The organism is Niabella soli DSM 19437 (assembly GCF_000243115.2).
Lineage (GTDB): Bacteria > Bacteroidota > Bacteroidia > Chitinophagales > Chitinophagaceae > Niabella > Niabella soli.
Genome location: NZ_CP007035.1, coordinates 1,087,165 through 1,112,428, shown reverse-complemented (window position 1 = coordinate 1,112,428; position 25,264 = coordinate 1,087,165). Strand labels below are relative to the sequence as shown.

The window sequence follows — 25,264 nt, the reverse complement described above, 5'->3', positions numbered from 1 at the left end:
CAGGCAAGCATTCGTAAAATATAATTTTAAACAGCATCACAGATATGATGTAAATTGTATTCATGCAAAAACGTGATCTTCTTCTTATCGCTTTTGTGCTACTGGGTGGAATAGCATTTGCCCAGCAGGCCCGCAAAACAATCGCAGTGCAGTTACCTAACGGATGGGCGCTTACCCCTGCCGGAGCATCCATTCCGCTCAGCAGTGATCTGCCACTCAATATGGCGGTTTCCCCGGATGGGAACTACGTGGCCGTAACCAATAATGGTAACGGCAAACACACCATCGACCTTATACAGCTAAAGCAGCAAAAGCTGGTACAGCAGGTGCCCATCAGCTCAGCATGGCTGGGGCTCTGTTTCGGAAAAACGACGCCCTACCTGTATGTTTCAGGAGGAAATAATAATATTATCGTCCGGTATATCTTGCAGCGTGCTAAACTTACCGTGAAGGACACGCTTACGCTGGGGCGTCCCTGGCCTAAGGATAAGATCAGCCCGGCCGGGCTGGTTGTGGATGATCCGCATCAGCGGTTATATGTGGTGACGAAAGAAGATAATGCCTTATATGTTTGTGATGTACGCACTATGAGAGTGATAAAAAAAGTATCGCTTTCTGCTGAAGCATATACCTGTGCGCTGAACCCGGTGCTGCCGGAATTGTATATTTCTGCCTGGGGCGGAAAAAAAATATGGGTATACCATACGCAGCGGGGAGTGATCACGGATTCCGTAGCAACGGAGGATCATCCCACAGATATGGCCGTTACCCGCGATGGAAAAAGGGTATTTGTGGCCAATGCCAATTCGAACTCCGTATCTGTAGTTGATTGTAAGAGTAAACGGGTCACGGAAACCCTCAACGCGGCGTTGTACCCCGAGGCCCCCATCGGATCCACCACCAATAGTGTGGCTTTATCACCCGATAATAAAACATTATACATTGCCAATGCCGACAATAATTGCCTGGCCGTTTTCGATGTAGCAACGCATGGCCGCAGTAAGGCCAAAGGGTATATACCCACCGGCTGGTATCCCACTTGTGTGCGGGTTGTGGGCAGCCAGATCCTGGTAGCCAATGGTAAAGGCATGTCTTCCTTTCCCAATCCGGATGGCAATGACCCATATGGAGGCAAACACGAGACGTTGTATAAAAAAAGCGACACAACAAAACCCATGCAATATATCGGCAGCATGTTCAAAGGCAGTTTGTCAATAATCCGGGTTCCTACGGAACAGTTATTAAACCGTTATGCACGCCAGGTATATCTCAATACGCCTTATACAAAACAAAAGGAACAAACAGCTTCGGGTGAGCGGGGTAATCCTATACCTACCCGTAAGGGAATAACGTCTCCGATCAAATATGTATTTTATGTATTAAAGGAAAACCGGACCTACGACCAGGTATTGGGCGATTTGCCGCAGAGCAATGGCGACAGCAGCCGTTGTATTTTCGGAAGGCGGATAACCCCTAATGCGCATGCGCTGGCGGAAGAGTTTGTATTGCTGGATAATTTTTATGTAAATGCTGAAGTAAGCGCCGACGGACATAACTGGTCGATGGCAGGTTATGCAACCGACTTTGTTGAAAAGACCTGGCCGGCTAATTACAGTGGGCGCGGGGGTAATTATGATTTTGACGGGGGACGGCCGGTAGCTAATCCCACTAAGGGCTTTATCTGGGATTACTGCCATCGTGCTGGTATCCGCTTTCGCAATTATGGAGAATTCATGGATAACGGGTATCCTACTTTGCCGGTATTAAAAGATCCGGTTAATTATTGTCACAATTACCCGGGGTGGAATTTATCGATACAGGATGTATACCGGGAACAGGTATTTGAGCATGATTTTGATTCCTTGGTACAGTGCAATGCGGTGCCGCGTTTTAATACGGTGTACCTGCCCAATGATCATACGGCCGGTATGTCAAAAGGCAGTCATACCCCGGTGGCAATGGTAGCGGATAATGATTTAGCGCTCGGCCGGTTGGTAGATCATATTGCACACAGCCCTATATGGAAAGAGACCGCCATTTTTGTATTGGAAGATGATGCGCAGGATGGCCCCGACCACGTAGATGCCCATCGTTCCGTTGCCTATGTGATCAGTCCGTATATTAAAAGGAAGCAGGTAAACCATACCTTATATTCCACCGCGGCGATCCTCCGGACAATGGAACTGATACTGGGCCTGCCTCCCATGAGCCAGTACGATGCCGCTGCAACGCCCCTGTGGAGCTGCTTTCAGTCAGTGCCCGATACGACGCCTTATACCGTTCGCCCGGCAAATATCGACATCCAGGAGCGCAATACGGTATGGAATACCAGTGCGCAACAATCGGCGCAGTTTGATTTTTCAAAGGCAGACAGCGCGCCCGACCGGCCGCTGAATGAAGTGATCTGGAAATCAGTAAAAGGCGAGCACAGCGTAATGCCCGCTCCCTTGCGAAGTGCGTTTGTAAAGACTGCTGCTGCAGCCGATGATGATTAAATCCGCTGGTTTTGAATAATAATTTTGGTAAGTAGGTATGAGAACAACGTTGCTGATAATTTTCCTTGCATTGGCCGGTAAGCTGTTTGCCCAATGGGATTTTAAAACCGATTATTTCGGCATTCATATCAATAATAAAGGGTTTATCACCAGTATGAAAAATAGTACGGTACGGCCCTATCGTGAATTTAGCCCAGCGGACCGGCCTTCTCCATTGATGCTGTTGTTTGATGGCGGCAGCAAAACCTGCTATGAACCGGTAAAAGCATCTTATAGCGCTGCGGTACGATTGCTGAGGCTGACGTATAGCAACGGATCTGTGGCGTGCATTCGGATCAGCCCGCAAAAAAAATACCTTAAACTGCAATTATTATCGCTCTCAAAAAGGGCAGGGATCGAAGCCGTCCAATGGGGCCCCTGCCACACTACCATTACCAACCTGTTGGGAGAGATCATTGGCGTAGCGCGCGATACCAGCAGTGTGGTAAACTATGCAATTGGAATGTTGGCGCTAAACGACAATACTTTGGGAGGCATGGCCGCTACCATTGGTGACGCCGCTCCGTTTCAATATATCATTCACACACCGGATACCCAACGGTTCCCGCTCCCGGATTCGCTGCATGAAGGACAGGTGCTCAGCCTGGGCGGCAATGGTATCAGCGATGTGGCCTTCTATGCGCACAAAGAGCCCTGGTACCGTATTCTGTATGGAGATGCTGCGCAAGTGGATGAAAAAGGCCGGATCTCCATAGCATACCAGTCGCGGGACCGATCCATAAAAAGAGAGATCCTGTTTTCATTGATCCCGCACATGAAAGCGAATCTTCCTAATCATATTGACGTACAACCCTTGCCGGGCGTGGATTTTATCGAATCGGCTGTAGCTTTATGGGGTAGTCCGGACAGTACGGCGTTGATGGACGTGATACGGGAGATCGTACTAAAGGAGCAATTGCCCTATCCTACGATCAATGGCAAATGGATCAAGGATCCCGCGGCCTTTGTTCCGGATGCTTTAACCGACGGCAACCTGAACGACAGCATTATTTCTTATACAAGCAGGCTGGGCTTTAAAGCGATCAGCTTATACGACCAGGGATTTTTAAGGCCCGACAGGGGAAATGAAGGGTATATTGACGGAAAATATTTTGAGCGGAAGCCGATAAAAATGACAACAGGTAGTTTATCGCACAAGGCCTTTGCAGCCCTAGCTGCAAAAAAACGTCTTATCATTGGGAGGACGACCATCACTAATGCACTGGCCCCAGGTACGAAAGATGCCAGCCCGGTTCCGGGCGATAGTCTGTGCTACCAGCAAAAAAGATTGCTTTTAAAAAATATCGATGCTTCGGATACGGTTCTCCTGGTAAATGATCCTCAGTACCTCAACGAAGTTGCCAGTTGGGAAGGGCACTGTGAAAACCTGAATATGATAAAGATCGGGAAGGAGCTGATCTATTATTTAGGCGTTTCGGATAAACCTCCCTACCGGCTGTTGCACGTAAAACGCGGCTATTGGAAAACGACCCCGTCAGGCCACGCAGCAGGCGATACTATTTATAAATTACAGGTTACGGTTAACTATGGATACGATGGTATTATTCCCAATATACCCCTGCAGGATAAAATAGCGGCATATTATGCCGATGTTTGCAAAATTAACGGGCTGGCTTACTATGATTTTGACGGGCAGGAATTCCTGTTTAACAGCGGGCAGGGGTATTACTCGGCCAAACGCTTTTTTCACAAGATGTTTGATCGCGCCAAAGCAATAGGCGTGCCGTATATCCGCTTTACCGGCGCTACCTTATCTGAAGGCTCCTGGCATTACCAGAGCATCTGGAATGTGGGTGGCGGAAAAAATTTGTATGATGTGGATACCAGGGAGTGGGGCAGTACTACCAGCCAGGGTAAAGACCTGCGGGATGTAACCTATTCCAATTTTTTCCCGGTGGGGATGGGTGGAAATTTCCCGGTTACGGCGCGCTCAACGCCCGAACAATATGAGCATGTTCAGGCTATTTCTGTCGGTTTGGGCACCACCTACAGCCTGCGGTTGAACCAGAAGGATGTGGAAAGTTGCCCGCAGAAAGAAGCTATTTTTAAAGTGATCCGCACCTGGGAAGATGCCCGTGCGGCAAATGCCTTCCCGCGTTGGGTAAAAACGAAGTTGGCGGATCCTGCTTATAGCTGGCGGCTGGAAGCAGGGAATGATAAAAATACCTGGACCTTATACCGGATGGTAAAAGGAAATAAGGTGGAGCCGGTGGTGTTAAAAAGAGCCGCGGGGTATTAACAGCGCTTCGTAAATTGTATCGCTTATTACTACGAAACCGGAAGTTTCACAGGGCGGCTCAAAAGAGTTTATTTTACTGTTTAAATGGAAATAGCGTTCGTTACTTACAAAACAAAGCAATGCAAAACAAAATTATTTTTCTTTTTTTATTAATGAGTACAGCACTATCGTCTTTTGCCCAGTCCGTATTAAAGTCTCCGGACGGCAAAACAGTATTCAGTCTTTTTGTAAATGAGGAGGGGCGCATCAGCTATTCGATATCTTATAATGGAAAGGATATCGTTCAACGTTCAGCAATGGGAGTGGAAAACTGGCAGGAAGGCCTGGAGCGCTATTCCACCCGGTCGTTTTCACAGGATAGTTGGTGGACGCCCGTTTACGGGGAACGAAGCCGGGTGCGCGACCGGTACCAGGCGAAGATCTTTAGCTTCAGAAAAAAAGAGGGCGCTTCGCAAACCATGCTGCTGGAGGTACGGGCCTATAACGAAGGCCTCGCGTTTCGCTATAACTTTCCCCACGGCAACAGCGGCGCCCCGATAATTAGTATAAGCAAAGATTTTACGGAGTTTACGCTTCCTGAGGGAACCCGCGCCTGGTTTACCGATCACGCGCAGGGAAGCTACCAGTTGTTGCCATTGAGCAAATGGCCGGGACAGGCCGAACGTCCGTTGACACTGCAATTAAAAAACGGACTGTATGCCGCATTGGCGGAAGCAGCAGTAGTGGATTATTGCCGGACGAAATTTGTACTGGATCCGGCGCAACCGAACACGATTGCCTGTGCTATGTTCGATAAAGTACAATTGCCAACACCTTTTGCTACCCCCTGGCGGGTGATTATGATCGCCGAAAAGCCCACCCAGCTTTTGCAACATGATGACCTGTTGTTAAATCTGAATCCACCTTGCGCCATTAAAAACACCAACTGGATCAAACCCGGGAAAGTAATGCGGGAGATAACGCTTTCTACAAGCGGAGCGAAAGCCCTGGTGGATTTTGCGGTGAAAAGACACTTGCAATATATTCATTTTGATGCCGGCTGGTACGGGCATGAATACGATTCGGCAGCGGACGCAACCAAAGTGAACGTAGATCCGAAGCGTAATCCCAAAAATGACCTGGATTTGCCACAGGTCATCGCTTATGCAACACAAAAAGGCATTGGCGTATTGCTTTACGTGAACCAGATCGCCCTGGCAAAACAACTGGACGTGCTATTGCCGCTGTATGAAAAATGGGGCGTTGCAGGTATCAAGTTTGGTTTTGTAAATGTAGGCTCCTTTAAATGGACGAGCTGGTTGCATGAAGCAGTGAGGAAATGTGCGCAGCATCATCTGATGGTAGACATTCACGATGAATACCGGCCTACCGGTTTTAGCAGAACCTATCCGAACCTGATGACGCAGGAAGGGATAAGAGGTAATGAAGAGATGCCGGATGCAACGCATAATACGGTGTTACCCTTTACCCGTTTTTTGGCAGGCGCTGCAGATTATACGATCTGTTATTATCACCGGCCGGAGTTAAAGCCAAAGCTGGCTGAAACGTTGAATGCCCGGGTGCTTAAAACTACTTCCGGTCATCAAATGGCGCTATCGGTGGTTTATTACAGCCCGTTGCAGTTTATGTATTGGTATGATAAGCCCGAAGACTCAAAAGACGAACCCGAACTGGAATTTTTTGACCGCGTACCCACTGTATGGGATGATACGAAAGTTCTGGACGGACAAATCGGCCAGTACGTAACGATTGCCCGCAGAAGTAAAAAGGAATGGTTTGTAGGAAGCATTACAAATGATGATACCCGGAACATTACCGTCAATTGCTCCTTCCTGGAACCGGGTAAACAATATACCGCTTCCATTTATTATGATGATCCGGCTTCGCCCGTACGTACTAAAATGTCCATAAAAAAAATTACAGTTGATGCAACAACTAAACTGGATGCCCGTTTGCTTCCTTCCGGAGGACAGGCGATCTGGATCCGGCCGGCTAATTAATGTATAGAGAATTTAGTGTTACATTATTCGTGAAATATCAAATGTAAAAAACTTACGCTTGTCGTCTCACTTCTCACGATAATATGGGGCCTTGCAATTATTATAATGACATACTTTTTGATGAAACGATTTTTTGCGATAATAATATTACTGATATTGGCAGCGGTTTGTTCGGAAGCGCAATCACTAAAGGATATTGACCGCATACTGGCGCCTTTTGGCGGGCATATAGAAGCCGCGGTAAAAAAATACCGCGGTACCGATCTGATAGAAACGGTTGCCGCTAATGATCAACAACGCCTGCCAAAGGGGTGGCAACTCCATATAAAAACCAACAGGGTGCTGGGGCAACCGGCGGCAATGGATCTGTCGGCGACCTTTATACTGGAACAGGGACAGTCGGCACAAACTGCAGTCAGCATTGCAGTTAATTTTAACCGGTGGAGCCGGAATAATTATGTTTTGGTGCCGGCCATACTCTATAATGGCAACCGCTATCCGTCTATCGGTAATGGTTATAATCCGGATTATCCAAAGGAAATGTATTACAATCCCAAGGTACCCTTAACCATATCTAATGATCCACGCCTGGCTATTGAAAAGAACCGGGCGTCAGTAGTTGAATTACAAACAGGGAATGCGGCCACCCCTGCCATGTGTTTCTTTGCCCCCGCATCCGGAAAAAGTTTGGTGCTGTTAACGGATCAGTGTTCTCAATACGGGAATCATGGACTTACCATTACTGAAAATAAAGAACAAACACAAAGCAGCTTTATCGTTACGGCGCCTGCAATGCGCCAAACGGCACCGGGTTTTGGTGATTTTCATCGCAGTGGTGATAAAGCCCCTGACTGGAAAGCGGGCGACAGCCTGACCCTGCACCTGCGTTTATTTGTGATCAACACCACCGGAATCCCGGAGCTGCTGATGTTTTTTATGCAGCATCGTAAAGATATTACCGGGAAAAACCAACCGCGTAGCTGGCTGCCGATGAGTTATTATGCGGGCCTTGCCACAACTATTACCAGCAATAATTTCAGAGAATTTCCGGCAGGCAGTTATTACCTTCCGGAGAACAGCAAAGACTTTCAGTTAGGATGGGTAAGCGGGATGATGAACACGTACCCCATGCTGGCGCTGAACAATAAAAAGGAGCGGGAGCGGGTGGGCCGGGAACTGGATTTTGTAATAAATAAGCTACAGGGAAAAAGCGGTTATTTTTACGGAGGCATTACTGCGGATGGGGCCATACGCCCGGAAAAAATGAATCCTGCGTTCCCGGCGGTACAGGCAATGGTGCGTAAGAACAGTGATGCCTTGCTTTGGCTGATAAAGCATCTTTTGTTATTTAAAGCACAGGGGTTCCAGAAAATGATAAAACCCGAATGGGAAGCGGCGGCGCAAAAGCTTGCCCGGGCATTTGTAAATACCTGGGAAAAAAATGGGCAGTTCGGACAGTATATCGTACCGGAAACAGGCGAAATTGCCGTATTCAATTCTACAGCCGGGGCGATAGCGCCAGCGGGCCTGGCACTGGCATCAGGTTATTTTCATAATCCCCGGTTTTTAAAAGTGGCAGAAGCATCCGCAAACTATTATTATAACAGGGATGTAGTGCAACAAGGCCTTACAGGCGGTGATTGCGGAGATATTTCGATGGACGCCAATTCCGAGTCGGCCTTTGGCTTTTTGGAATCACTGATGGCCCTTTATTCTTATACGGGCGATAAAAGCTGGTTAAAAAAAGCGGAGGTTACTGCTGCCTTGGCCGCAACCTGGACCCTGTCTTATGATGCAGTTTTCCCTCCACAAAGTCAGATCGGGAAGCTGGGCAGTCATATGGCAGGCGCCGTATGGGCCAGCATTCAGAACAAACATGCGGCGCCGGGTATCTGTACGGCTTCCGGGGATTATTTGTTTAAACTGTACCGGGCTACAAGTAACCCGTTGTATGCAGACCTGATCGGCGATATTCAGCACGCCCAGGCGGAAGCCGTAAATATTCCTCCGGTTCATATTACCACCAACAATTTGACAGGTAGCAGTATGGAACGGATACAACCCAGCGATGCCGAAGGGAAAGATGCTATCGGTAATTTTATTAATACCCGTAATTCATGGACGGAAACTAACGGCGTCCTAATGGCTTTGGAATTGCCGGGCATTTATGCGCAGACAGATACTAAAAAGGTACAGGTGTTTGATCACGTGGAAGCACGGATTATAAAAACAGGCAAAGCCGGGGTTACGCTGGCAATAACCAATAAAACAAAGTATACCGCAAGCGTGGCCATTTTTGCAGAAACAAGCAACCAGGCGCAAACCCCGCTATCTTATACTGCATTTGTAAATTGGCCTAAGGTAACTATAGAGCCGGGGAAAGTAACTAAAGTGGATATTGATAATGCTGGAAAATTGCGACCGGCATTCTAATGGATATATGTAGTTGCAAATAATAAATTGCTTATTATCAGCAGCATAACAGATCGATGCAATCGGTTGCATTAATATCTTGAGGCAAATAAAATTATATTTGGAAGATGCAGCTATTTACAGGGTTGACACGTGGTTGGTGGTTCCGCGGATGTGGCTTGTCATTGTGCATTTTATTTTTTGCACACGCATCGGCGCAATCCCCGGTTGTAATCCGCGCGGTCGATTATGGCGTAAAAGCCAATAGCCATCAGAACGCGGCGCCTGCACTACAACGAGCCCTTGAGGCCTGCCGGCAATATGCATCATCAGTATTGGTGCTGCCACCCGGACGCATTGATGTTTGGCCGGAAGGCGCTGCGGCAAGGGAATTATATATTTCAAACTGCACAGAAAATGATTCACTAAGTAAAATAAAACACATTGCCTTCTTACTGGAAGACCACAACAACCTCACGATCGACGGAAAGGGAAGTTTAATAATGTTGCATGGGAAAATGATTTCGTTTGCTTTATTGAAAAGTCATAACATCCGGATACAAAATATAGCATTTGATTACGAGCGTCCTACCATGAGTGAGCTGAAAATGATCCGGGTAAGCGAAAACCGTATAGAAGCCAGGATGCACCCGGACTCCCGCTTTACGATCGACAACGGGAAACTGGTGTTTTATGGGGAAGGATGGGAAACCCGGAAATTTCACACCATCCTATTTGATGCTCTTGCTGATCAACTGCGTTATAGCACCGCGGCCCCTTTGATGGAAGCAAAGGCCCGGCAAACTGCGGTCAATACCGTTGTGTTTGAAGGGATGTTTAAAAAGGAGCTTTATAAAGCAGGCGATATATTGACGATACGGGATCCTTATCGCGACAACTGCGGCGGTTTTATTGAGCAGAGCCGGGATGTGGTATTATACGATGTTCGCATGCATTATATGCATGGGCTGGGTATTGTTTCCCAGTTTGCTGAAAATATCACATTACGTCGTGTAACCGTAGCGCCCCGCCCGGGAAGCGGAAGGATCATTGCGGCCTTTGCCGACTGTTTTCATTTCTCCGGCTGCCGGGGGAAAGTGATAATTGATAGTTGCCGGACATCAGGATCGCATGATGACCCGGTGAATGTGCATGGCACGCACCTGCAGATAACCGGCATAAATGCAGGGGGAAAATTAACCGTGCGGTTTATGCATCATCAAACTTATGGCTTTCCTGCCTTCTTCAAAAATGACAGCATCGCTTTTATCAATCCGCAAACCCTGTTGCCGCAGGGTGCAGCGGTATTAAGATCCGCACGGTTGATTAACTCCCGGGAAATGGAACTGGAATTAAAAGGGGCGCTCCCGGAGGGAATAAAAAGAGGATCGTGTATAGAGAACCTTACCTGGACACCCGAAGTCCGGATCACGAACAGCAGTTTTGAACGGACCAATACAAGAGGCATTTTGGTGACCTCCCGGCGAAAAGTGGTGATTGAAAATAACCGGTTCTATCATACAGGGATGGCGCCCATACTGATTGCCGATGATGCCGGCAACTGGTTTGAATCAGGCCCGGTAACGGATGTAACGATTCGCAATAACCGGTTTGAAGAATGCGGATATAACGGTAGCGGGGCGATAACTATTGCTCCCGAGAACCATCAATTGGTGGCAGGGAAATATGTGCATCATAATATCCGGATCACCGGCAACCTGTTTAAAAGTATTAATGGCGAAGTGCTTTCAGCCCGTAGCGTGGAGGGATTGCAGTTTTCAGGGAATGTGATTAGCACCACGCCAGGCGCAGGCGCTACGATTCGGCTTACGGCCTGCAATAACGTAACCGTGTTAAGAAATAAATTAACGGCCGCAGGTTTGAGCCAGGTGATTATTAAAGGGATGAGCCCTGATGCGATAAAAACAGATGGGAAATTAATCAATCAATAAAACGATCTGTAAAGATGATAAAGAAAGTAGTGCTGATGGCTTGTACATGGATAAGCGTACAAGTGAGCTTCGGCCAAAAAAATGTACCGCCGGCGGAGATCCGGCAAAAGATGGGTTGGTTTGCAGATGCCAAACTGGGGATCTTTATTCATGCAGGCATTTATGCAGTAAATGGCATTGATGAATCATGGAGTTTTCACAATAAGAAAATAAGCTACGCCGATTATATGAAACAACTAAAGGGGTTCACCCTTAAAAATTATAACCCGGCCTTTTGGGCAGATCTGATACAGGAAAGCGGCGCCCGTTATTCGGTGATCACAACCAAACATCATGATGGCGTAGCCATGTATGATACGCACCTCAACGACCGGAGTATCGTTAAGAAAACTCCAGCCGGGCGTGATATGATTCAGCCTTTTTTCGATGAATTGCGTAAACGCAATATCAAATGCGGCGCTTATTATTCGCTGATCGACTGGTCGGATGATAATTACCCCGGCTTTTTGAAAGACAGCAACCGGTATGTGGTGGCCAATGATTATGACCGGTGGAACCGCTTCCGGAGTTTTTTCCAGGGGCAAATAAAGGAGATCAATAAAAAATTTAAGCCGGACCTGTGGTGGTTCGACGGCGACTGGGAGCATAGCGCCGAAGAATGGGAGGCGCAAAAAGTACGCACTATTATTTTGTCGGGTAACCCCAATGCGATCATTAACGGGCGGCTGCAGGGCTGGGGTGATTATGAAACTCCGGAGCAGAATTTTCCGGTTACACGTCCGAATTATAACTGGTGGGAGCTTTGCATGACCAGCAATGATAACTGGGGTTTTCATCATGATAATAATTGGAAAACACCGTACGAGATCATTACTATTTTTGTGGATGCGGTAGCAAATGGCGGTAACCTGTTGCTGGATATGGGCCCCAAAGCAGATGGCACGATCCCGGAAGAACAGATCCATATCCTGAAAGAGCTGGGCGCCTGGAATAAAAGAAACGGCGAAGCGATCTTTAACACGGTAGGTGGCCTGCCCCAGGGGCATTTCTATGGCCCTTCCACACTTTCAAAAGATTCCAGTACACTCTTTCTATTTTTACACGGCAAACAAAATGGCCCGGTGATGATCAAAGGGTTGAAAAATAAAATTGAACAAGTTACGGTAGTAGGTAAGGGTACGCGGTTGCAGCCAAAGATTGTAGGTAAGATATCCTGGAGCCCCATTCCCGGTTTGGTGTACATCAATGTTCCCGAAGCGGCATGTGACAAATATGTTACTGTTTTAAAAGTAAAGCTGGATAAACCAGTGAGCTTATATAAAGGGCAGGGGGGACTGCAATAACGAAAATTGTTATAAGATAATTTTTTTATCAGGGATCAGAATCAGTTAATAAAAAGAATATGCGATTCAGAATTGTAACGGCAGTGTTGCTATTGATATCAGTATCCATAAAGGCCCAACAGCCTGTATCTATTATCCCGCAGCCGGTAAGTTTGCAGCTACAACCGGGCGTATTTATTTTAGACGAAACCGCACGCATCGAAGTGCCGGTCAGTAACAAAGCAGTGGCTGATGTGGCCCGCTATTTCAGCAACTATATCAAACAGCTCAGTGGGTATGACATCAATAATAAGCGTACAGCTAAAAATAAAATGATCCGTTTTCGGATAGCGCCCGTTGACCAGGCAGGAGCCGAAGGTTACCGCATATCGGTTACACCTGAAGCTATAACCATACAGGCCAACCAGGTAAAAGGATTGTTTTATGGTGTACAGTCTTTATTGCAGACCCTTCCGGCCATCCGCACCAACCAGGCATTGCAGATCCCTTGTATGGAAATACTGGATTACCCACGTTTCTCCTGGCGCGGCATGATGCTGGATGTAAGCCGGCATTTTTTTGGCCCCGAATTGATCAAAGAATTTATCGACCTGATGGCCGCTTATAAAATGAACGTGTTTCACTGGCATTTGGTAGATGGGGCCGGCTGGCGTATCGAAATAAAAAAATATCCGAAGCTTACGCAGCAGGCGGCATGGCGGATCAGTGATTATGGCAAGCCATGGAACTGGGCCGATATTCAATTCAATGCCGATCGCAGTAAAGCCACTTATGGCGGTTATTACACACAGGAGCAGATCAAAGAGATTGTAGCTTATGCAGCACAGCGCTATATTACGATCGTTCCGGAAATTGAAATGCCAGGGCATTCAGAAGCCGCTTTAGCAGCCTATCCCCAATATTCCTGCATACCGCCCGCGGCTTCTTTTAATGAGCCGGGTAGTTTTTATGGAAGAACAGCGCACGCCAATTATTGTCCGGGCAATGATAGCGCCTTTATAGTCCTGCAAAATATTCTGAAAGAAGTGATGGACTTGTTCCCTTCCAAATACATACATGTGGGCGGGGACGAAGTAGACAAAACCACCTGGGAGCATTGTGAGCGGTGTCAACGCCGGATGCGATCAGAAGGGTTAAAAAATGAGGAGGAGCTGCAAAGTTATTTTATCCGGCGCATAGAAAAATTCCTGCTGGCCAAGGGACGCAAGCTGATTGGCTGGGATGAGATCCTGGAGGGTGGCCTGGCCCCGGAAGCAACGGTGATGAGCTGGCGTGGTGAAAGCGGCGGCATCAAAGCAGCACAGATGAACCACGATGTGGTGATGAGCCCGGGATCCCCATTGTATTTCGACCATTACCAGGGTGATCCGGAAACAGAACCATTGGCTTTCGGGGGCTTTAACACTTTAAAACGGGTATATAATTATGAACCCATCCCAGTGGAATTAAAGGCAGGGGAAGCGAAACATATACTGGGGGCACAGGCAAATTTGTGGACCGAACAGATCCAGACCTATGATCATGTGGAATATATGATCCTGCCCCGTATGCTGGCGCTGGCGGAAGTGGTATGGAGCCCCAAAGCATCCCGTAACTGGCAAAACTTTAACCAGCGATTGCAACCTCAGTTGTTGGGGTTTGATCAAAAAGGGATCCGTTATTCCAAAGGCAATTTCAAAGTAGATATTCTGCCTGAAATTCACAACGGTAAATTAAAAGTGCGCATGGAAACGGAAAATGAAGCGGGCGTGATCTATTATACAACCGACGGAACGGACCCCGGTACGGGTAGCCAACGTTATGAGCAACCTGTAGCTATTGATCGCTCCATGACATTAAAGGCAGGGTTGGCGATCAATAACAGCATGGTAAAACTGCGGCCGGCACAACAGGTGTTTACCTTTAATAAGGCTACCGGAAAAACAGTACAGTATGCAACACCTTATAGTAAATATTATCCGGCTAACGGCCCGGCAACGCTTACGGATGGTTTACGGGGTACAAAGGATGCCGGCAAACAATGGCATGCATTTAATGGTAGCGACCTGGTAGCTACTATTGATTTTGAAAAACCGGTGGAAGCAGGCAGTGTAACCCTGGGCTGCCTGCAAAGTTATGGCCAGTGGATCTTTTTCCCGCAATGGGTAAAATATGAAGTGTCGGCTGATGGAACACATTACACCGAACTGGCCATCGTAAAGAATACCATACCTGCAACGGATAGGGCGGCGCAAACCAAAGATTTTACTGCGCGTTTTGATGTCCGTTCTTTCCGGTACCTGCGCATTACTGCGAAAAACCTGGGGCAATGCCCCAAAGGGCATCCCGGCGAGGGACAGCCTGCCTGGTTGTTTTGCGATGAGATTATAGTAGAATAAGAAAAGCAACGTCATGCCGTCACCCGCGGAGCCTGGCTTGATGAAACCGAAAATAAAAACCAGAAAATAATGAATTTGTTTCGAACGATACTCTTTGTTTTAGCCCGGTGCTGCACTATTGTAGTTGTTGTCTGTCTGGTAACACAAGTTGCCCGGGCGCAAACGAATGAAGCACCCTTTGTCATTCCTGCCTTACATGAATGGAAAGGAAGTACCGGACAATTTGAATGGAAGCAGAACGTTAAACTGATTGTTGATCCAAAATACAAAGAGCAATTACTGCCCGTTGCACAATTGCTGGCGGAAGATTGGTCGATAGCAGCCGGAGCCCCTCAGCCGGCTGTTGGCGCCGGCAAGGCAACAGGAGGCGCGGTTTTTTTTACCTTCAATAATCGGGATACCGCCTTACATGCAGAGGGTTACCGGCTGCATATTAACGAAGGCATCGTCATTGAAGCAAAGGACAAAGCCGGTGCTATCTGGGCCACACGCACGCTACTGCAACTATTAGAACAAAACGCCCAACATAAACTGCCAAAGGGTGTGGCGCTCGATTATCCGCAATATGAAGTACGCGGATTTGTATTGGACGTAGGACGTAAATTTTTTAGTCTGGACTTTTTAAGGAATTATGTAAAGTTTATGTCTTATTATAAAATGAATGATTTTCATATTCATTTAAACGATAACGGTTTTAAACAGTTCTTTGGTGATAATTGGGATAGCACCTATTCGGCCTTCCGTTTGCAGAACGATACGTATCCCGGGCTTACAGCAAAAGATGGCAGTTACTCAAAAAAAGAATTTATAGAGTTGCAAAAGATGGCGCAGCGGTATGGGGTGAACATCATTCCTGAAATTGATGTACCCGCGCATTCCCTGGCCTTTAGTAAAGCCGTCCCGGGCATTGGCAGTAAACAATATGGGATGGATCACCTGGACCTGGACAACCCGCTTACGTATAAAGTAATTGATAATGTGTTCAGGGAATACCTGCAAGGGCCCAAACCGGTTTTTATCGGGAAAGAAGTGCATATCGGCACAGATGAATATGCCAAAAAAGATGCGGAAAAATTCAGGAAGTTTACGGATCATTATATCCGCTTTGTAGAAAGCTTTGGAAAAAAAGTGCGCATGTGGGGTTCGCTGACGCACGCGCAGGGCACCACACCGGTAAAAGTGAAGGGGGTAACTATGAACCTTTGGTATAACGGTTATGCCGAGCCAAAAGATATGTTTGCATTGGGGTATAAAGGGATCAGTACGCCAGATGGCTGGCTGTATATTGTGCCGGCTGCCGGGTACTATTATGATTACCTGAATACAAAAAAACTTTACGAAGAATGGACGCCCAACCGGATCGGAAAGGAGACCTTTGATGAGCACTACCCGCTTTTAAGAGGAGGGGCCTTTGCGGTATGGAATGATCATGTAGGCAATGGTATCACGGAAAAAGATGTGCACCACCGGGTATTTCCTGCCATGCAGGTATTAGCTCAAAAGATGTGGGATGGTAGTGTAAAGCCAATGGCATATACTGATTTTGAAATGCATGCCAGACAACTGGAAGAAGGCCCCGGCTTAAATATGTTAGGACGCATCCGGGCAAAAGACTCGCTGGTGCTGGCAATGAATGCCGGGGGCATTTTTAATCCGTCGGCAACAATAACAACAGCAGAAGTAAATGCCCCGTATGATGAAAATGAAAAAGCGATCCATTTGAGGGGAGGAAATAGTTTCATTACAACGCCCTATCCGGGAATTGGCTATGGTTATACCGTTAGTTTTTCTATTAGACCTGAGGCCGGCAATGCGCCAAATGCTGTATTGTTTGGTTCAAAAGATGCGGTGGTGACCTTGAATCAGCAAGGCTCCGGTAAACTGGGCTTTTCAAGAGAGGGGTATCATTATAGTTTTGATTATTCTGTCCCTGTTAATGAATGGACGCTTATTGTGATCAGAGGGAATAATAAAGGTACCTCGCTTTATGTAAATGGGGTGCTTAAGGAAAAGCTGGAAGGGGCGAAACGAACTTTTCCTAACGGAAAGCAAACGGCAAAAGTACAAACGCTCTTTTTCCCGCTGGAGTTTATCGGTGATAAAAGCAATGCGGCCAAAGCCCTGATCCGAAATTTGAAAGTATTTAATACAGAACTTTCAGACAGTGCAATTAGCGCTCTTCGAGATTTGTAGCGCTCTTCGAGACTTGTAGTCTCGAAGCCTTATTCTATCGCCTTTGGCGATGATATAGATTAATGATAAAATTTATCCTGATGCAATATAAAAATCAGCAAATACAGTTTCCTTCTATCATCCGGCTATTCGCGATAGGATGCTTTATGCTATTATCCTTCCAAACAACCTTTGCGCAATCAACCTTTACCCGGCTGGGCAATGCGGGAGCTACTTCCTTTGATGAAGGATGGTTGTTCAAACGCTACGGACTACAGCCTGATGGCACAAGACTGAAAGAACCACAGGGAACTGAAGCATCAGGATTTAGTGATAAAGATTGGCAACAGGTCACCTTGCCGCACGACTGGGCCATCACCGGTCCGTTCCGCATCGACTTGGCGGGCGAAACCGGCAAGCTGCCCTGGAAGGGCATCGGGTGGTATCGCAAGTATTTTAAAATAGCCGCTGCTGATGCAGGTAAAAAAGTATTTATCGATTTTGACGGCGCCATGGCCTATGCTGAGATCTGGCTGAATGGTAAATATGTAGGCACCTGGCCCTATGGCTATACTTCTTTCAGGATGGATCTTTCGCCTTATCTTTTATATGGAAAACAAAATGTACTGGCAGTAAAACTGAATACCGAAAAATGGGATTCGCGTTGGTACCCCGGGGCCGGCATCTACCGGCACGTATGGTTAGTAAAAACAGATCCCGTGCATGTGGCGCGTTGGGGCACGTATATTACCACGCCAAAAGTTACAAGACAAGCTGCCGATGTTAAAATGGAGGTAACCGTTGCCAACCAGGGAAGTCAGGAGGTAAAGGCAACCCTTCAAACGGATATTTTCGAGGCGGGTGCAGGAAACACACTTAAAAAGAAAGTGGCGGCGGCCCAACAAAAAAACATAGCGCTGACGGCAGGAAAGGAGAACAAGGTAAATGTTGAAATAGCAATCCCTAATCCTCGCTTATGGAGCATTGAAACGCCGGACCGTTATATTGCCGTGACCACCGTATGGATTAACGGGAAAAAACTGGATACGTACTATAGCACTTTTGGTGTAAGAACGCTTGAATTTACCGCCCGGAACGGGTTTTTGTTAAACGGGAAAAGGGTACCCATACAGGGTGTTTGTATGCACCATGATCTGGGCGCACTGGGTGCGGCCATCAATACCAGTGCGTTAAGACGGCAGTTGACGCTGCTGAAAGAAATGGGTGCCAATGCTATCCGTACGTCTCATAATCCGCCTGCCCCGGAGTTGCTTACACTGGCGGATGAAATGGGCTTTCTTGTTTGGGATGAGGCCTTCGATGCCTGGAAACACGGCAAAAAGAAGAACGACTATAATAAATTATTTGATGAATGGCACGATAAAGATTTGACAGCACTGGTGCACCGCGACAGGAATCATCCTTCTGTAATTATCTGGAGCATTGGGAACGAAGTGATGGATCAGCGCGATGTGGCCATGACAAAAGAACTCGCAGACATTATGCGCAGGGAAGATCCCACACGCCCCATATCTAACGGGTATAATGATCCCAATGGAGGCCGGGAATCAGGTGCCGTGCAGGGCCTGGACCTGATGGGCGTAAATTATTTTTTTGGGCAACAAGCCAGGTGGGATGCAGATCCACGTTACGCCAATATGCCAACAATGGGCAGCGAAACCTCCAGTTGCGTTAGTTCCCGTGGCGAATATTTTTTCGGAACCAATCGAAAAAACTGGCAGATCAGCTCCTACGATCTGGATCATCCGGGTTGGGGTTGCACACCGGACGAACAGTTTCGGATCAATGCAAGGTTTCCGCACTTACTGGGGGAGTTTGTTTGGACGGGATTTGATTACCTGGGTGAACCAACGCCTTACGGATCTGACGAAACCAACCTGCTGAATTTCAGAAATGATCCGTCGAAACGTGCGGAATTGGAAAAAGCATTAGCGGAACTGCAAAAAAATAAGCCGCCTTCCCGCAGCAGCTATTTCGGCATCATCGACCTGGCAGGGTTTCCAAAGGATCGGTTCTATCTGTATCAGTCGCACTGGCGGCCCAATCTGCCAATGGCTCATATTCTCCCGCACTGGAATTGGCCGGATCGTTTAGATTCCATTGTTCCGGTACATGTTTATACTTCGGGCGATGAAGCGGAATTGTTTTTGAACGGGAAAAGCCTGGGACGCAAAAAGAAACAACCGGGCAAAGATTTCAGGCTGGTATGGGATGAGGTAAGGTACCAACCCGGCGAATTAAAAGTGATGGCTTATAAAAACGGAAAACCCTGGGCAACGGATGTAATGAAAACAACTGGCGCAGCGGCAAAGCTCTCCCTGGTCTCCAATGTTAAGAAGATAGCCAATGACGGAAAAGAGCTTGCTTTTATTACACTGCGCGTGGAAGATAAAAATGGATTAATGGTGCCGGGTTCGCATCCAAAGATCCGGTTCACCGTAGAGGGGCGGGGTGAGATCGTAGCTACCGATAACGGGGATGCCACCAGTTTTGAATCTTTTCAAAGTCGTGATAAGGCGGCGTTTAACGGCATGGCATTGGTAATTGTAAAAGCAAAAAAAGGGGCCGGTGGTTCCCTGAAAATTAAGGCAGCGGCGGATGGACTGCAGGCGGCACAAACAGAAATCCTGGTTCAGTGATAATAGCACGGAGCATTTTAGAGTTTCACATCTGGTAGTTCCCGGTTTAGACAATGCAATTTTTAAAAATACAGTTTAAGAATTTCTAATGAATATTACTACCGGCGTCATTTTAAAAGCCAGTTTATTAATGGATGATGACAATTTTAAGCAAGCGATCGTTGTCCTTACTGAATACAATGAAAAGGGCGCCATGGGTTTTATCGTAAGTCAACGATTTCCCCGGCAGTTAAATGAATTAGTGGAATTTCGCCACAGCCCTGCATTTCCGTTATTTAATGGTGGCCCAGTAGACCAGGAGCACCTCTACTTTATTCATCGAAGACCTGATTTAATCGATGAGGGCCAGTTGATTGGAAATGATATTTACCTGGGTGGGAATTTTAAACAGGCAGTTGCGGCCATCAATAATGGCAGGTTAACTGAAAAGGACGTCAAGATCTTTGTGGGCTATTGCGGCTGGGATTTTGGAGAACTGGAAACCGAAGTGGCTGAGGGTTATTGGGAGTTCCCGGAGGAACCAATAGATTTATTTACCGGACCACGCATTTAGTATTAAAATAACACCGATGATAATAAGCCCGTAAAGAATGTATTGGAGAAACGACCGGCTGTTCAATTTGTGGTTTAGCCATCTGCCTAAAAATATTGCCGGCACTGATGTTGCGAGGGATAACAGAAAATAATAATTCACTTCTGCTGTTACCAATCCTTTTACGTAATACCCGATAAACCCAAGTAAACTTACCGGTAAAAAATAAGCCTGCAGCGTAGCCCGGAAATGTGTTGCCGTCCATTTTTTAAGATTACCGTATACTACCAGGGGCGGACCGTTCAATCCATAAGCGCCGCCAAAAACGCCCGACAAAAAACCGCAAATAAAAAGCCATAATTGACTGTCTTCTTTTAAACTTTTTGGTTTTCTGACAGCCAGGGTATAAAGCGAATAGCTGATGATCAATAATCCGAGCGCTATTTTTACCAGGGTCTCATTGCCATATATAAGGATCAGCAGTCCTAAAGGAATACCTGGGATAGCATAAATAATAAGCCATTTGGCGCTATAAAAATGGATCTTCCGGTGGTCCTGGATAACGATAATAAGCGCAATCACAATCGACAGCATTACCGATAAAGGAACTGCGGTTGCTGCTGGCAAAAAAAGCAGGAACAGGGGCACCGCAATTAACGATTCTCCGAAACCCAGAGTTGATCGAACGAGCGAGGCAATAAAACTGATAATAAGAATGGAAATGATTGTCAGGCTCATGTTGTTATTGATTCCTGTTCTGTTTCTTTGTTGGGTATAATTTTTCTACGGGTGAAAATACGCAATATCTTAATACGGCTCCCTTGTCGTATAAATGAACAACCATTGTATCAAAAACGTACAATTTATATTTTTCACCGGCATGCATCGTATTGCTTATCAGGTGAATAAACAAATGGCATTTTTATTGAAGATTTTGGAATATTATTTCTTGCTCAACTCATAATAGTAGGTCCATCATGTTAAAAAATTACCTGAAAACAGCGTGGCAAAATTTACGCAAACATAAAGCTTACGTAGTCATCAATACCGCCGGCTTAGCCATCGGCGTTGCCGCCTGCCTGCTTATTTTCTTATTGACACAATATGAAACAAGTTTTGATGATTTTCATAACAACAAAGAACGTATCTATAGGGTAGTAGCCGCCAACAAAACCCCGGAAGGGATGCATTATTCGCAGGGGAGTGCCCTTCCGGTTGCAGAGGGCCTGCGCATAGATTATCCGCAGTTGGAACAGGTGGCCCGCATCTATGCGCGGAACAATAAGCAGCTAACCGCACTAAACGATACCACCAATATCCCGCAAAAAAAGTTTAAGGAAAATGTTCTCTACGCTGAACCTGAATTTTTCAGCATCTTTAATTTTCCCTTCCTGGCGGGCGATCCCAAAACGGCCTTGTCGGAAGTAAACACGGTAGTGCTTACACAGGCAACCGCCGAAAAATATTTTGGAGACTGGCATTCGGCTATCGGCAAGTTGATCAGGTATGATAATAGTACTATTTGCAAAGTAACCGGCATCCTGCAAAATACGCCTGTGAATACGGACTTTCCTTTGCAGGTGGTATTATCATTTAAAACGTCCCGGCAGGAAGACCTTTCAACCGATTGGGGCGCCCAGGACGGATCGCTGAATACTTTTGTGGTGCTTCCAAAAAACGTGTCGGCACAACAATTTGATAAGGATCTGAAAATTTTTGTAAAAAAACATACTCCCACTGAATATGCCAACCAGGGCTATATGTTGCAACCTTTAAATAAGATCCACTATGATCGGGCGTTTGGGACGCTTAGTGGAAAAACCTTTAGCAGAGAACTGATTGCAGCGTTAAGTCTGATCGGTTTATTTCTTTTAATTATTGCCTGTATTAATTTTATAAATCTGGCTACCGCTCAGGCCGTAAACCGTTCAAAAGAAGTAGGTATCCGGAAAGTTTTAGGCAGCAATAAAATGCAGTTGATACTACAGTTCCTCAGCGAAACTTTTCTTATTACCCTGGTCTCGGTTATTATAGCAATTGGGATCGCTTTTATGGTATTGCCCCTGCTGAACCAATTGTTACAGACATCCGTAAAAATACAGTTTAGTGCTTCGGTAGTGCTGTTTTTATCCTGCCTCATTATCGGCGTCACTTTGTTGTCTGGCATTTATCCTGCCATTGTTTTATCGGGGTTTAATCCCATTACCGTTCTTAAAAATAAATTTACCAATAAAACGGCCGGCGGTTTTTCCATGAGGAAAATACTGGTGGTCTTTCAGTTTGTGGTTGCACAAATTTTGATCATAGGAACATTAGTAGTCGTACGCCAGATGAACCTTTTTCAAAATGCAGATCCGGGTTTTGATAAGGCCGCCATTCTTACCGTGCCCATGGCTAACGATACTTCACATCCGTCTAAAGACGCGCTAAAACTGCAATTGCAGCAATTGGCAGGTGTAAAGGAGGTGAGCATGAGCGCATTTAGCCCGATGGATCAGGCAGGGTGGGACGATGACTTTAAATTTGATAATGCCGATAGAAAAACGGGTTTTAAAGCCGACTTTAAATGGGCAGATGTGGATTACTTTAAGACCTATAATCTCCGGTTCATTGCTGGCGGGCCTTATAGCCCGGCCGATACGGTAAACGGGTTTGTGGTTAATGAACTGCTGGCGAAAAAATCAGGCTTTAAAAACCCCGCCGATATCATTGGTAAAAAAATAAGTTTTTGGAATGGAAAAATAGACGCTCCTGTGGTTGGAGTGGTAAAAGATTTTAATGGCTACTCGCTTAAAGAGGAAATGAAACCCATGGTATTGGGTTCGAACAAAATGTTCTACCGGCTCATCAACATAAAAATACAACCGCAACAGGCAAAGCAAACCCTGGCGGCGATAGAATCCATCTGGAGCAAGACCTATCCTGATTTTGTATATGAATACCAGTTCCTGGATGAAAAGATCGCCGGTTTTTATCAACAGGAAAACCAGCTTTCAAAATTGTTTCAGTTGTTTGCAGGTATTGCCATTTTTATTTCCTGTTTGGGTTTGTATGGCTTTGTTGCATTTATGGCCGTACAACGTACCAAAGAAGTAGGCATCCGGAAGGTATTAGGGGCCTCCGGAAGCAGCATCCTTTATTTATTTTCGAAAGAATTTACGCTGCTTATTGGTGTCGCCTTTTTAATTGCAAGCCCGATCGCGTATTATTTAATGCACTGGTGGCTGCAACATTTTGCATATAAGGTTCATCTGGGTATCGGGCTATTTTTATTAACCATTTTGATCGCAGAAATTATTGCGTGGCTGACCGTGGGCTACCAAACAATAAAAGCATCGGTGGCCAACCCGGTTAAAGCATTACGAACAGAGTGAAAATGCCAATATCCCACAGGCCTTTTGTTTCCGATATATTCCTTACCGGTATTTCAAATAATTTACAGGCACATCATTGGATTGTTTAGCACCGGGAGTGCTTCTGCCGTCATTAATAATGATTTCCATTTGATGGGTAAGCTGTTTTACAATTTCCTGATTTTTACCGGCTATATTATTTTTTTCAGCGATGTCTTTTGCCAGATCAAATAATTGAACCGGCGGCAGTTGTTGCGTCCGGGCTGCTTTTTCCCTGGGGGCGCTCCAGCCGCCGGATCCGTAGGCAAATTCCAGCTTCCAGTTTTTGTTGCGAATGGAAAAATTCCCGTCGATGGAATGATGGATGGTATAAGTTCTTTGATATACGCCTTTTTGTAACAGCAGGGGCAACAGGTCATAACTGTCTTCACCTTCGTTGTCCTTCAACGCCCGGTGGGTAAGGGCTGCGGCAGTGGCCATGAAATCTGTAAGGCAAATCGTAGTGGCAGTTGTGGTGCCCGCTTTTACTTTTCCCGGCCATTTTACGATGAACGGAATATGGTGGCCGCCTTCATAAATATCGGCTTTTTCTCCGCGGAAGATATAGCTGGGATAATGCCCTGCTGCTTTCAGTTCCTTAAAATCGGCGCTGGGCGAACATCCGTTGTCGCTGGTAAATATAATAATGGTATTATTTTCGATGCCCGCCTCTTTAACGGCCTGCAATACTTTGCCCACCATATCGTCCGTCATCAACACAAAGTCGCCATAGGCGTTGGTATGCGTGCGACCAGAATATTCCTTTGCCGGAAGAATGGGTGTGTGCGGTGAAGGCAAGGCATAATAAAGAAAAAAGGGCTGTTTACCGGCGGCCTGCTCCTTTATATAGTCAGTTGCTTTTTGAGTAAGCTGTGGCAATACTTCTTCATGCTTAAAATCATTACCAATGGGGCCGGCGCGCCAAAACCCTTTGCCCGTGGCGCCTTTGATACTATCAATAACTGTGGCGGTAATACGATCATTTTTTATGTAGAAATAGGGTGGGATATCCAGCGAGGCCGTAATGCCATAAAAATAATCAAACCCTATCGCGGTAGGTCCTCCTAAAATGGGTTTATTAAAATCCACCTTTCCGTTCTCCCCTTGTTGCCAGCCCAGGCCCAGATGCCATTTGCCAATGCATGCAGTATGATAACCACTTTGCTTTAACAAAGAAGCCACCGTGGTGCGGCTTTCAGGGATCAGAGGAGGATCATAGCTCCATAATACACCGCTTTGTAAACGGGTACGCCAGTTGTATCTGCCGGTTAATATGCCATATCGTGTAGGAGAGCAGACGGCAGAGGAAGAGTGCGCATCGGTAAAGACCATGCCTTCCCGCGCCAACTGATCCATATGCAGGGTGGGGATCTGGGAGTTTTTATTCAGGGCACTTACATCGCCATAACCCAGGTCATCGGCAAGGATATAGATGATGTTGGGCCGGCTGTTTTGTGCGCTTGTCATGAATGTAAAAGGGACCAAAGCGCAGAGTAATAGAATTCGTTTCATTTGTATTGTTTGTAAATCCGATAGGCAATAATGGAGCGGTATTGAATGCTTTAACCAAATTTATTACTTGAGGCGGTTATGGCAATGGATTGTTGAATAAAACTTTTGGATTGTACT

General features: G+C 46.3%; 13 protein-coding genes. 11 read left to right on the top strand and 2 right to left on the bottom strand.

The window, feature by feature from the left end:
* Positions 1 to 62 precede the first annotated feature (62 nt).
* The 10 genes from NIASO_RS04605 to NIASO_RS04560 all read left to right on the top strand — a co-directional run bounded on the left by NIASO_RS04605 (position 63) and on the right by NIASO_RS04560 (position 20,264).
* Positions 63 to 2,495 carry a bifunctional YncE family protein/alkaline phosphatase family protein gene (locus NIASO_RS04605; protein WP_008583094.1) on the top strand — a complete coding sequence of 811 codons (2,433 nt, stop codon included), beginning with the start codon at positions 63 to 65 and terminating at the stop codon, positions 2,493 to 2,495.
* A gap of 37 nt (positions 2,496 to 2,532) precedes the next feature.
* Positions 2,533 to 4,794, top strand: coding sequence for a hypothetical protein (locus tag NIASO_RS04600; RefSeq protein WP_008583096.1), 2,262 nt, complete (start codon positions 2,533 to 2,535; stop codon positions 4,792 to 4,794).
* Positions 4,795 to 4,946: 152 nt separating this feature from the next.
* Positions 4,947 to 6,794, top strand: coding sequence for a glycoside hydrolase family 97 protein (locus tag NIASO_RS04595; RefSeq protein WP_245605227.1), 1,848 nt, complete (start codon positions 4,947 to 4,949; stop codon positions 6,792 to 6,794).
* A 120-nt stretch (positions 6,795 to 6,914) separates the two neighbouring features.
* A complete protein-coding gene (locus NIASO_RS19585) occupies positions 6,915 to 9,227 on the top strand; it encodes a hypothetical protein (RefSeq protein WP_025298713.1) in 2,313 nt (770 codons plus the stop codon).
* Positions 9,228 to 9,334: 107 nt separating this feature from the next.
* On the top strand, positions 9,335 to 11,158 hold the full coding sequence (locus tag NIASO_RS04585) for a right-handed parallel beta-helix repeat-containing protein (protein WP_008583102.1): 1,824 nt from the start codon (positions 9,335 to 9,337) through the stop codon (positions 11,156 to 11,158).
* A 14-nt stretch (positions 11,159 to 11,172) separates the two neighbouring features.
* Positions 11,173 to 12,501, top strand: a complete 1,329-nt coding sequence (locus NIASO_RS04580) for an alpha-L-fucosidase (RefSeq protein WP_008583103.1) — start codon at positions 11,173 to 11,175, stop codon at positions 12,499 to 12,501.
* A 59-nt stretch (positions 12,502 to 12,560) separates the two neighbouring features.
* Positions 12,561 to 14,879 carry a glycoside hydrolase family 20 protein gene (locus NIASO_RS04575; protein WP_008583105.1) on the top strand — a complete coding sequence of 773 codons (2,319 nt, stop codon included), beginning with the start codon at positions 12,561 to 12,563 and terminating at the stop codon, positions 14,877 to 14,879.
* A gap of 69 nt (positions 14,880 to 14,948) precedes the next feature.
* A complete protein-coding gene (locus NIASO_RS04570; protein WP_025298711.1) occupies positions 14,949 to 17,072 on the top strand; it encodes a family 20 glycosylhydrolase in 2,124 nt (707 codons plus the stop codon).
* Positions 17,073 to 17,152: 80 nt separating this feature from the next.
* Complete coding sequence (gene galB, locus NIASO_RS04565; RefSeq protein WP_008583110.1) at positions 17,153 to 19,711, top strand: beta-galactosidase GalB; 2,559 nt, start codon at positions 17,153 to 17,155, stop codon at positions 19,709 to 19,711.
* A gap of 88 nt (positions 19,712 to 19,799) precedes the next feature.
* The gene (locus NIASO_RS04560; RefSeq protein ID WP_008583111.1) at positions 19,800 to 20,264 is read left to right on the top strand and encodes a YqgE/AlgH family protein; all 465 of its coding nucleotides are present in this window, start codon (positions 19,800 to 19,802) and stop codon (positions 20,262 to 20,264) included.
* On the opposite strand, the gene NIASO_RS04555 is transcribed toward NIASO_RS04560, so the two are convergent.
* Entirely contained in the window at positions 20,241 to 20,981 is a 741-nt protein-coding gene (locus NIASO_RS04555; protein ID WP_008583113.1) for a sulfite exporter TauE/SafE family protein, read from the bottom strand. The genes NIASO_RS04560 and NIASO_RS04555 overlap by 24 nt on opposite strands.
* Positions 20,982 to 21,220: 239 nt before the next feature.
* On the opposite strand from NIASO_RS04555, the gene NIASO_RS04550 reads away from it, so the two are divergent.
* Positions 21,221 to 23,617 (top strand): ABC transporter permease, encoded by a 2,397-nt coding sequence (locus NIASO_RS04550; RefSeq protein ID WP_008583115.1) that lies wholly within the window; start codon positions 21,221 to 21,223, stop codon positions 23,615 to 23,617.
* A 42-nt stretch (positions 23,618 to 23,659) separates the two neighbouring features.
* Here the strand turns inward: NIASO_RS04550 and NIASO_RS04545 are convergent, their stop codons facing one another.
* Positions 23,660 to 25,147, bottom strand: a complete 1,488-nt coding sequence (locus tag NIASO_RS04545) for a sulfatase family protein (protein WP_008583118.1) — start codon at positions 25,145 to 25,147, stop codon at positions 23,660 to 23,662.
* Positions 25,148 to 25,264: the final 117 nt, after the last annotated feature.

What these genes read in the sequence shown, in the direction of transcription:
- NIASO_RS04570 (WP_025298711.1), top strand. Translation starts at nt 14,949, where the DNA reads ATGAATTTGTTTCGAACGATACTCTTTGTTTTAGCCCGGTGCTGCACT.
- NIASO_RS04580 (WP_008583103.1), top strand. Translation starts at nt 11,173, where the DNA reads ATGATAAAGAAAGTAGTGCTGATGGCTTGTACATGGATAAGCGTACAA.
- NIASO_RS04585 (WP_008583102.1), top strand. Translation starts at nt 9,335, where the DNA reads ATGCAGCTATTTACAGGGTTGACACGTGGTTGGTGGTTCCGCGGATGT.
- NIASO_RS04545 (WP_008583118.1), bottom strand. Translation starts at nt 25,147, where the DNA reads ATGAAACGAATTCTATTACTCTGCGCTTTGGTCCCTTTTACATTCATG.
- NIASO_RS04555 (WP_008583113.1), bottom strand. Translation starts at nt 20,981, where the DNA reads ATGAGCCTGACAATCATTTCCATTCTTATTATCAGTTTTATTGCCTCG.
- NIASO_RS04550 (WP_008583115.1), top strand. Translation starts at nt 21,221, where the DNA reads ATGTTAAAAAATTACCTGAAAACAGCGTGGCAAAATTTACGCAAACAT.
- NIASO_RS04600 (WP_008583096.1), top strand. Translation starts at nt 2,533, where the DNA reads ATGAGAACAACGTTGCTGATAATTTTCCTTGCATTGGCCGGTAAGCTG.
- NIASO_RS04595 (WP_245605227.1), top strand. Translation starts at nt 4,947, where the DNA reads ATGAGTACAGCACTATCGTCTTTTGCCCAGTCCGTATTAAAGTCTCCG.
- NIASO_RS04560 (WP_008583111.1), top strand. Translation starts at nt 19,800, where the DNA reads ATGAATATTACTACCGGCGTCATTTTAAAAGCCAGTTTATTAATGGAT.
- NIASO_RS19585 (WP_025298713.1), top strand. Translation starts at nt 6,915, where the DNA reads ATGAAACGATTTTTTGCGATAATAATATTACTGATATTGGCAGCGGTT.
- NIASO_RS04575 (WP_008583105.1), top strand. Translation starts at nt 12,561, where the DNA reads ATGCGATTCAGAATTGTAACGGCAGTGTTGCTATTGATATCAGTATCC.
- NIASO_RS04605 (WP_008583094.1), top strand. Translation starts at nt 63, where the DNA reads ATGCAAAAACGTGATCTTCTTCTTATCGCTTTTGTGCTACTGGGTGGA.
- galB (WP_008583110.1), top strand. Translation starts at nt 17,153, where the DNA reads ATGCAATATAAAAATCAGCAAATACAGTTTCCTTCTATCATCCGGCTA.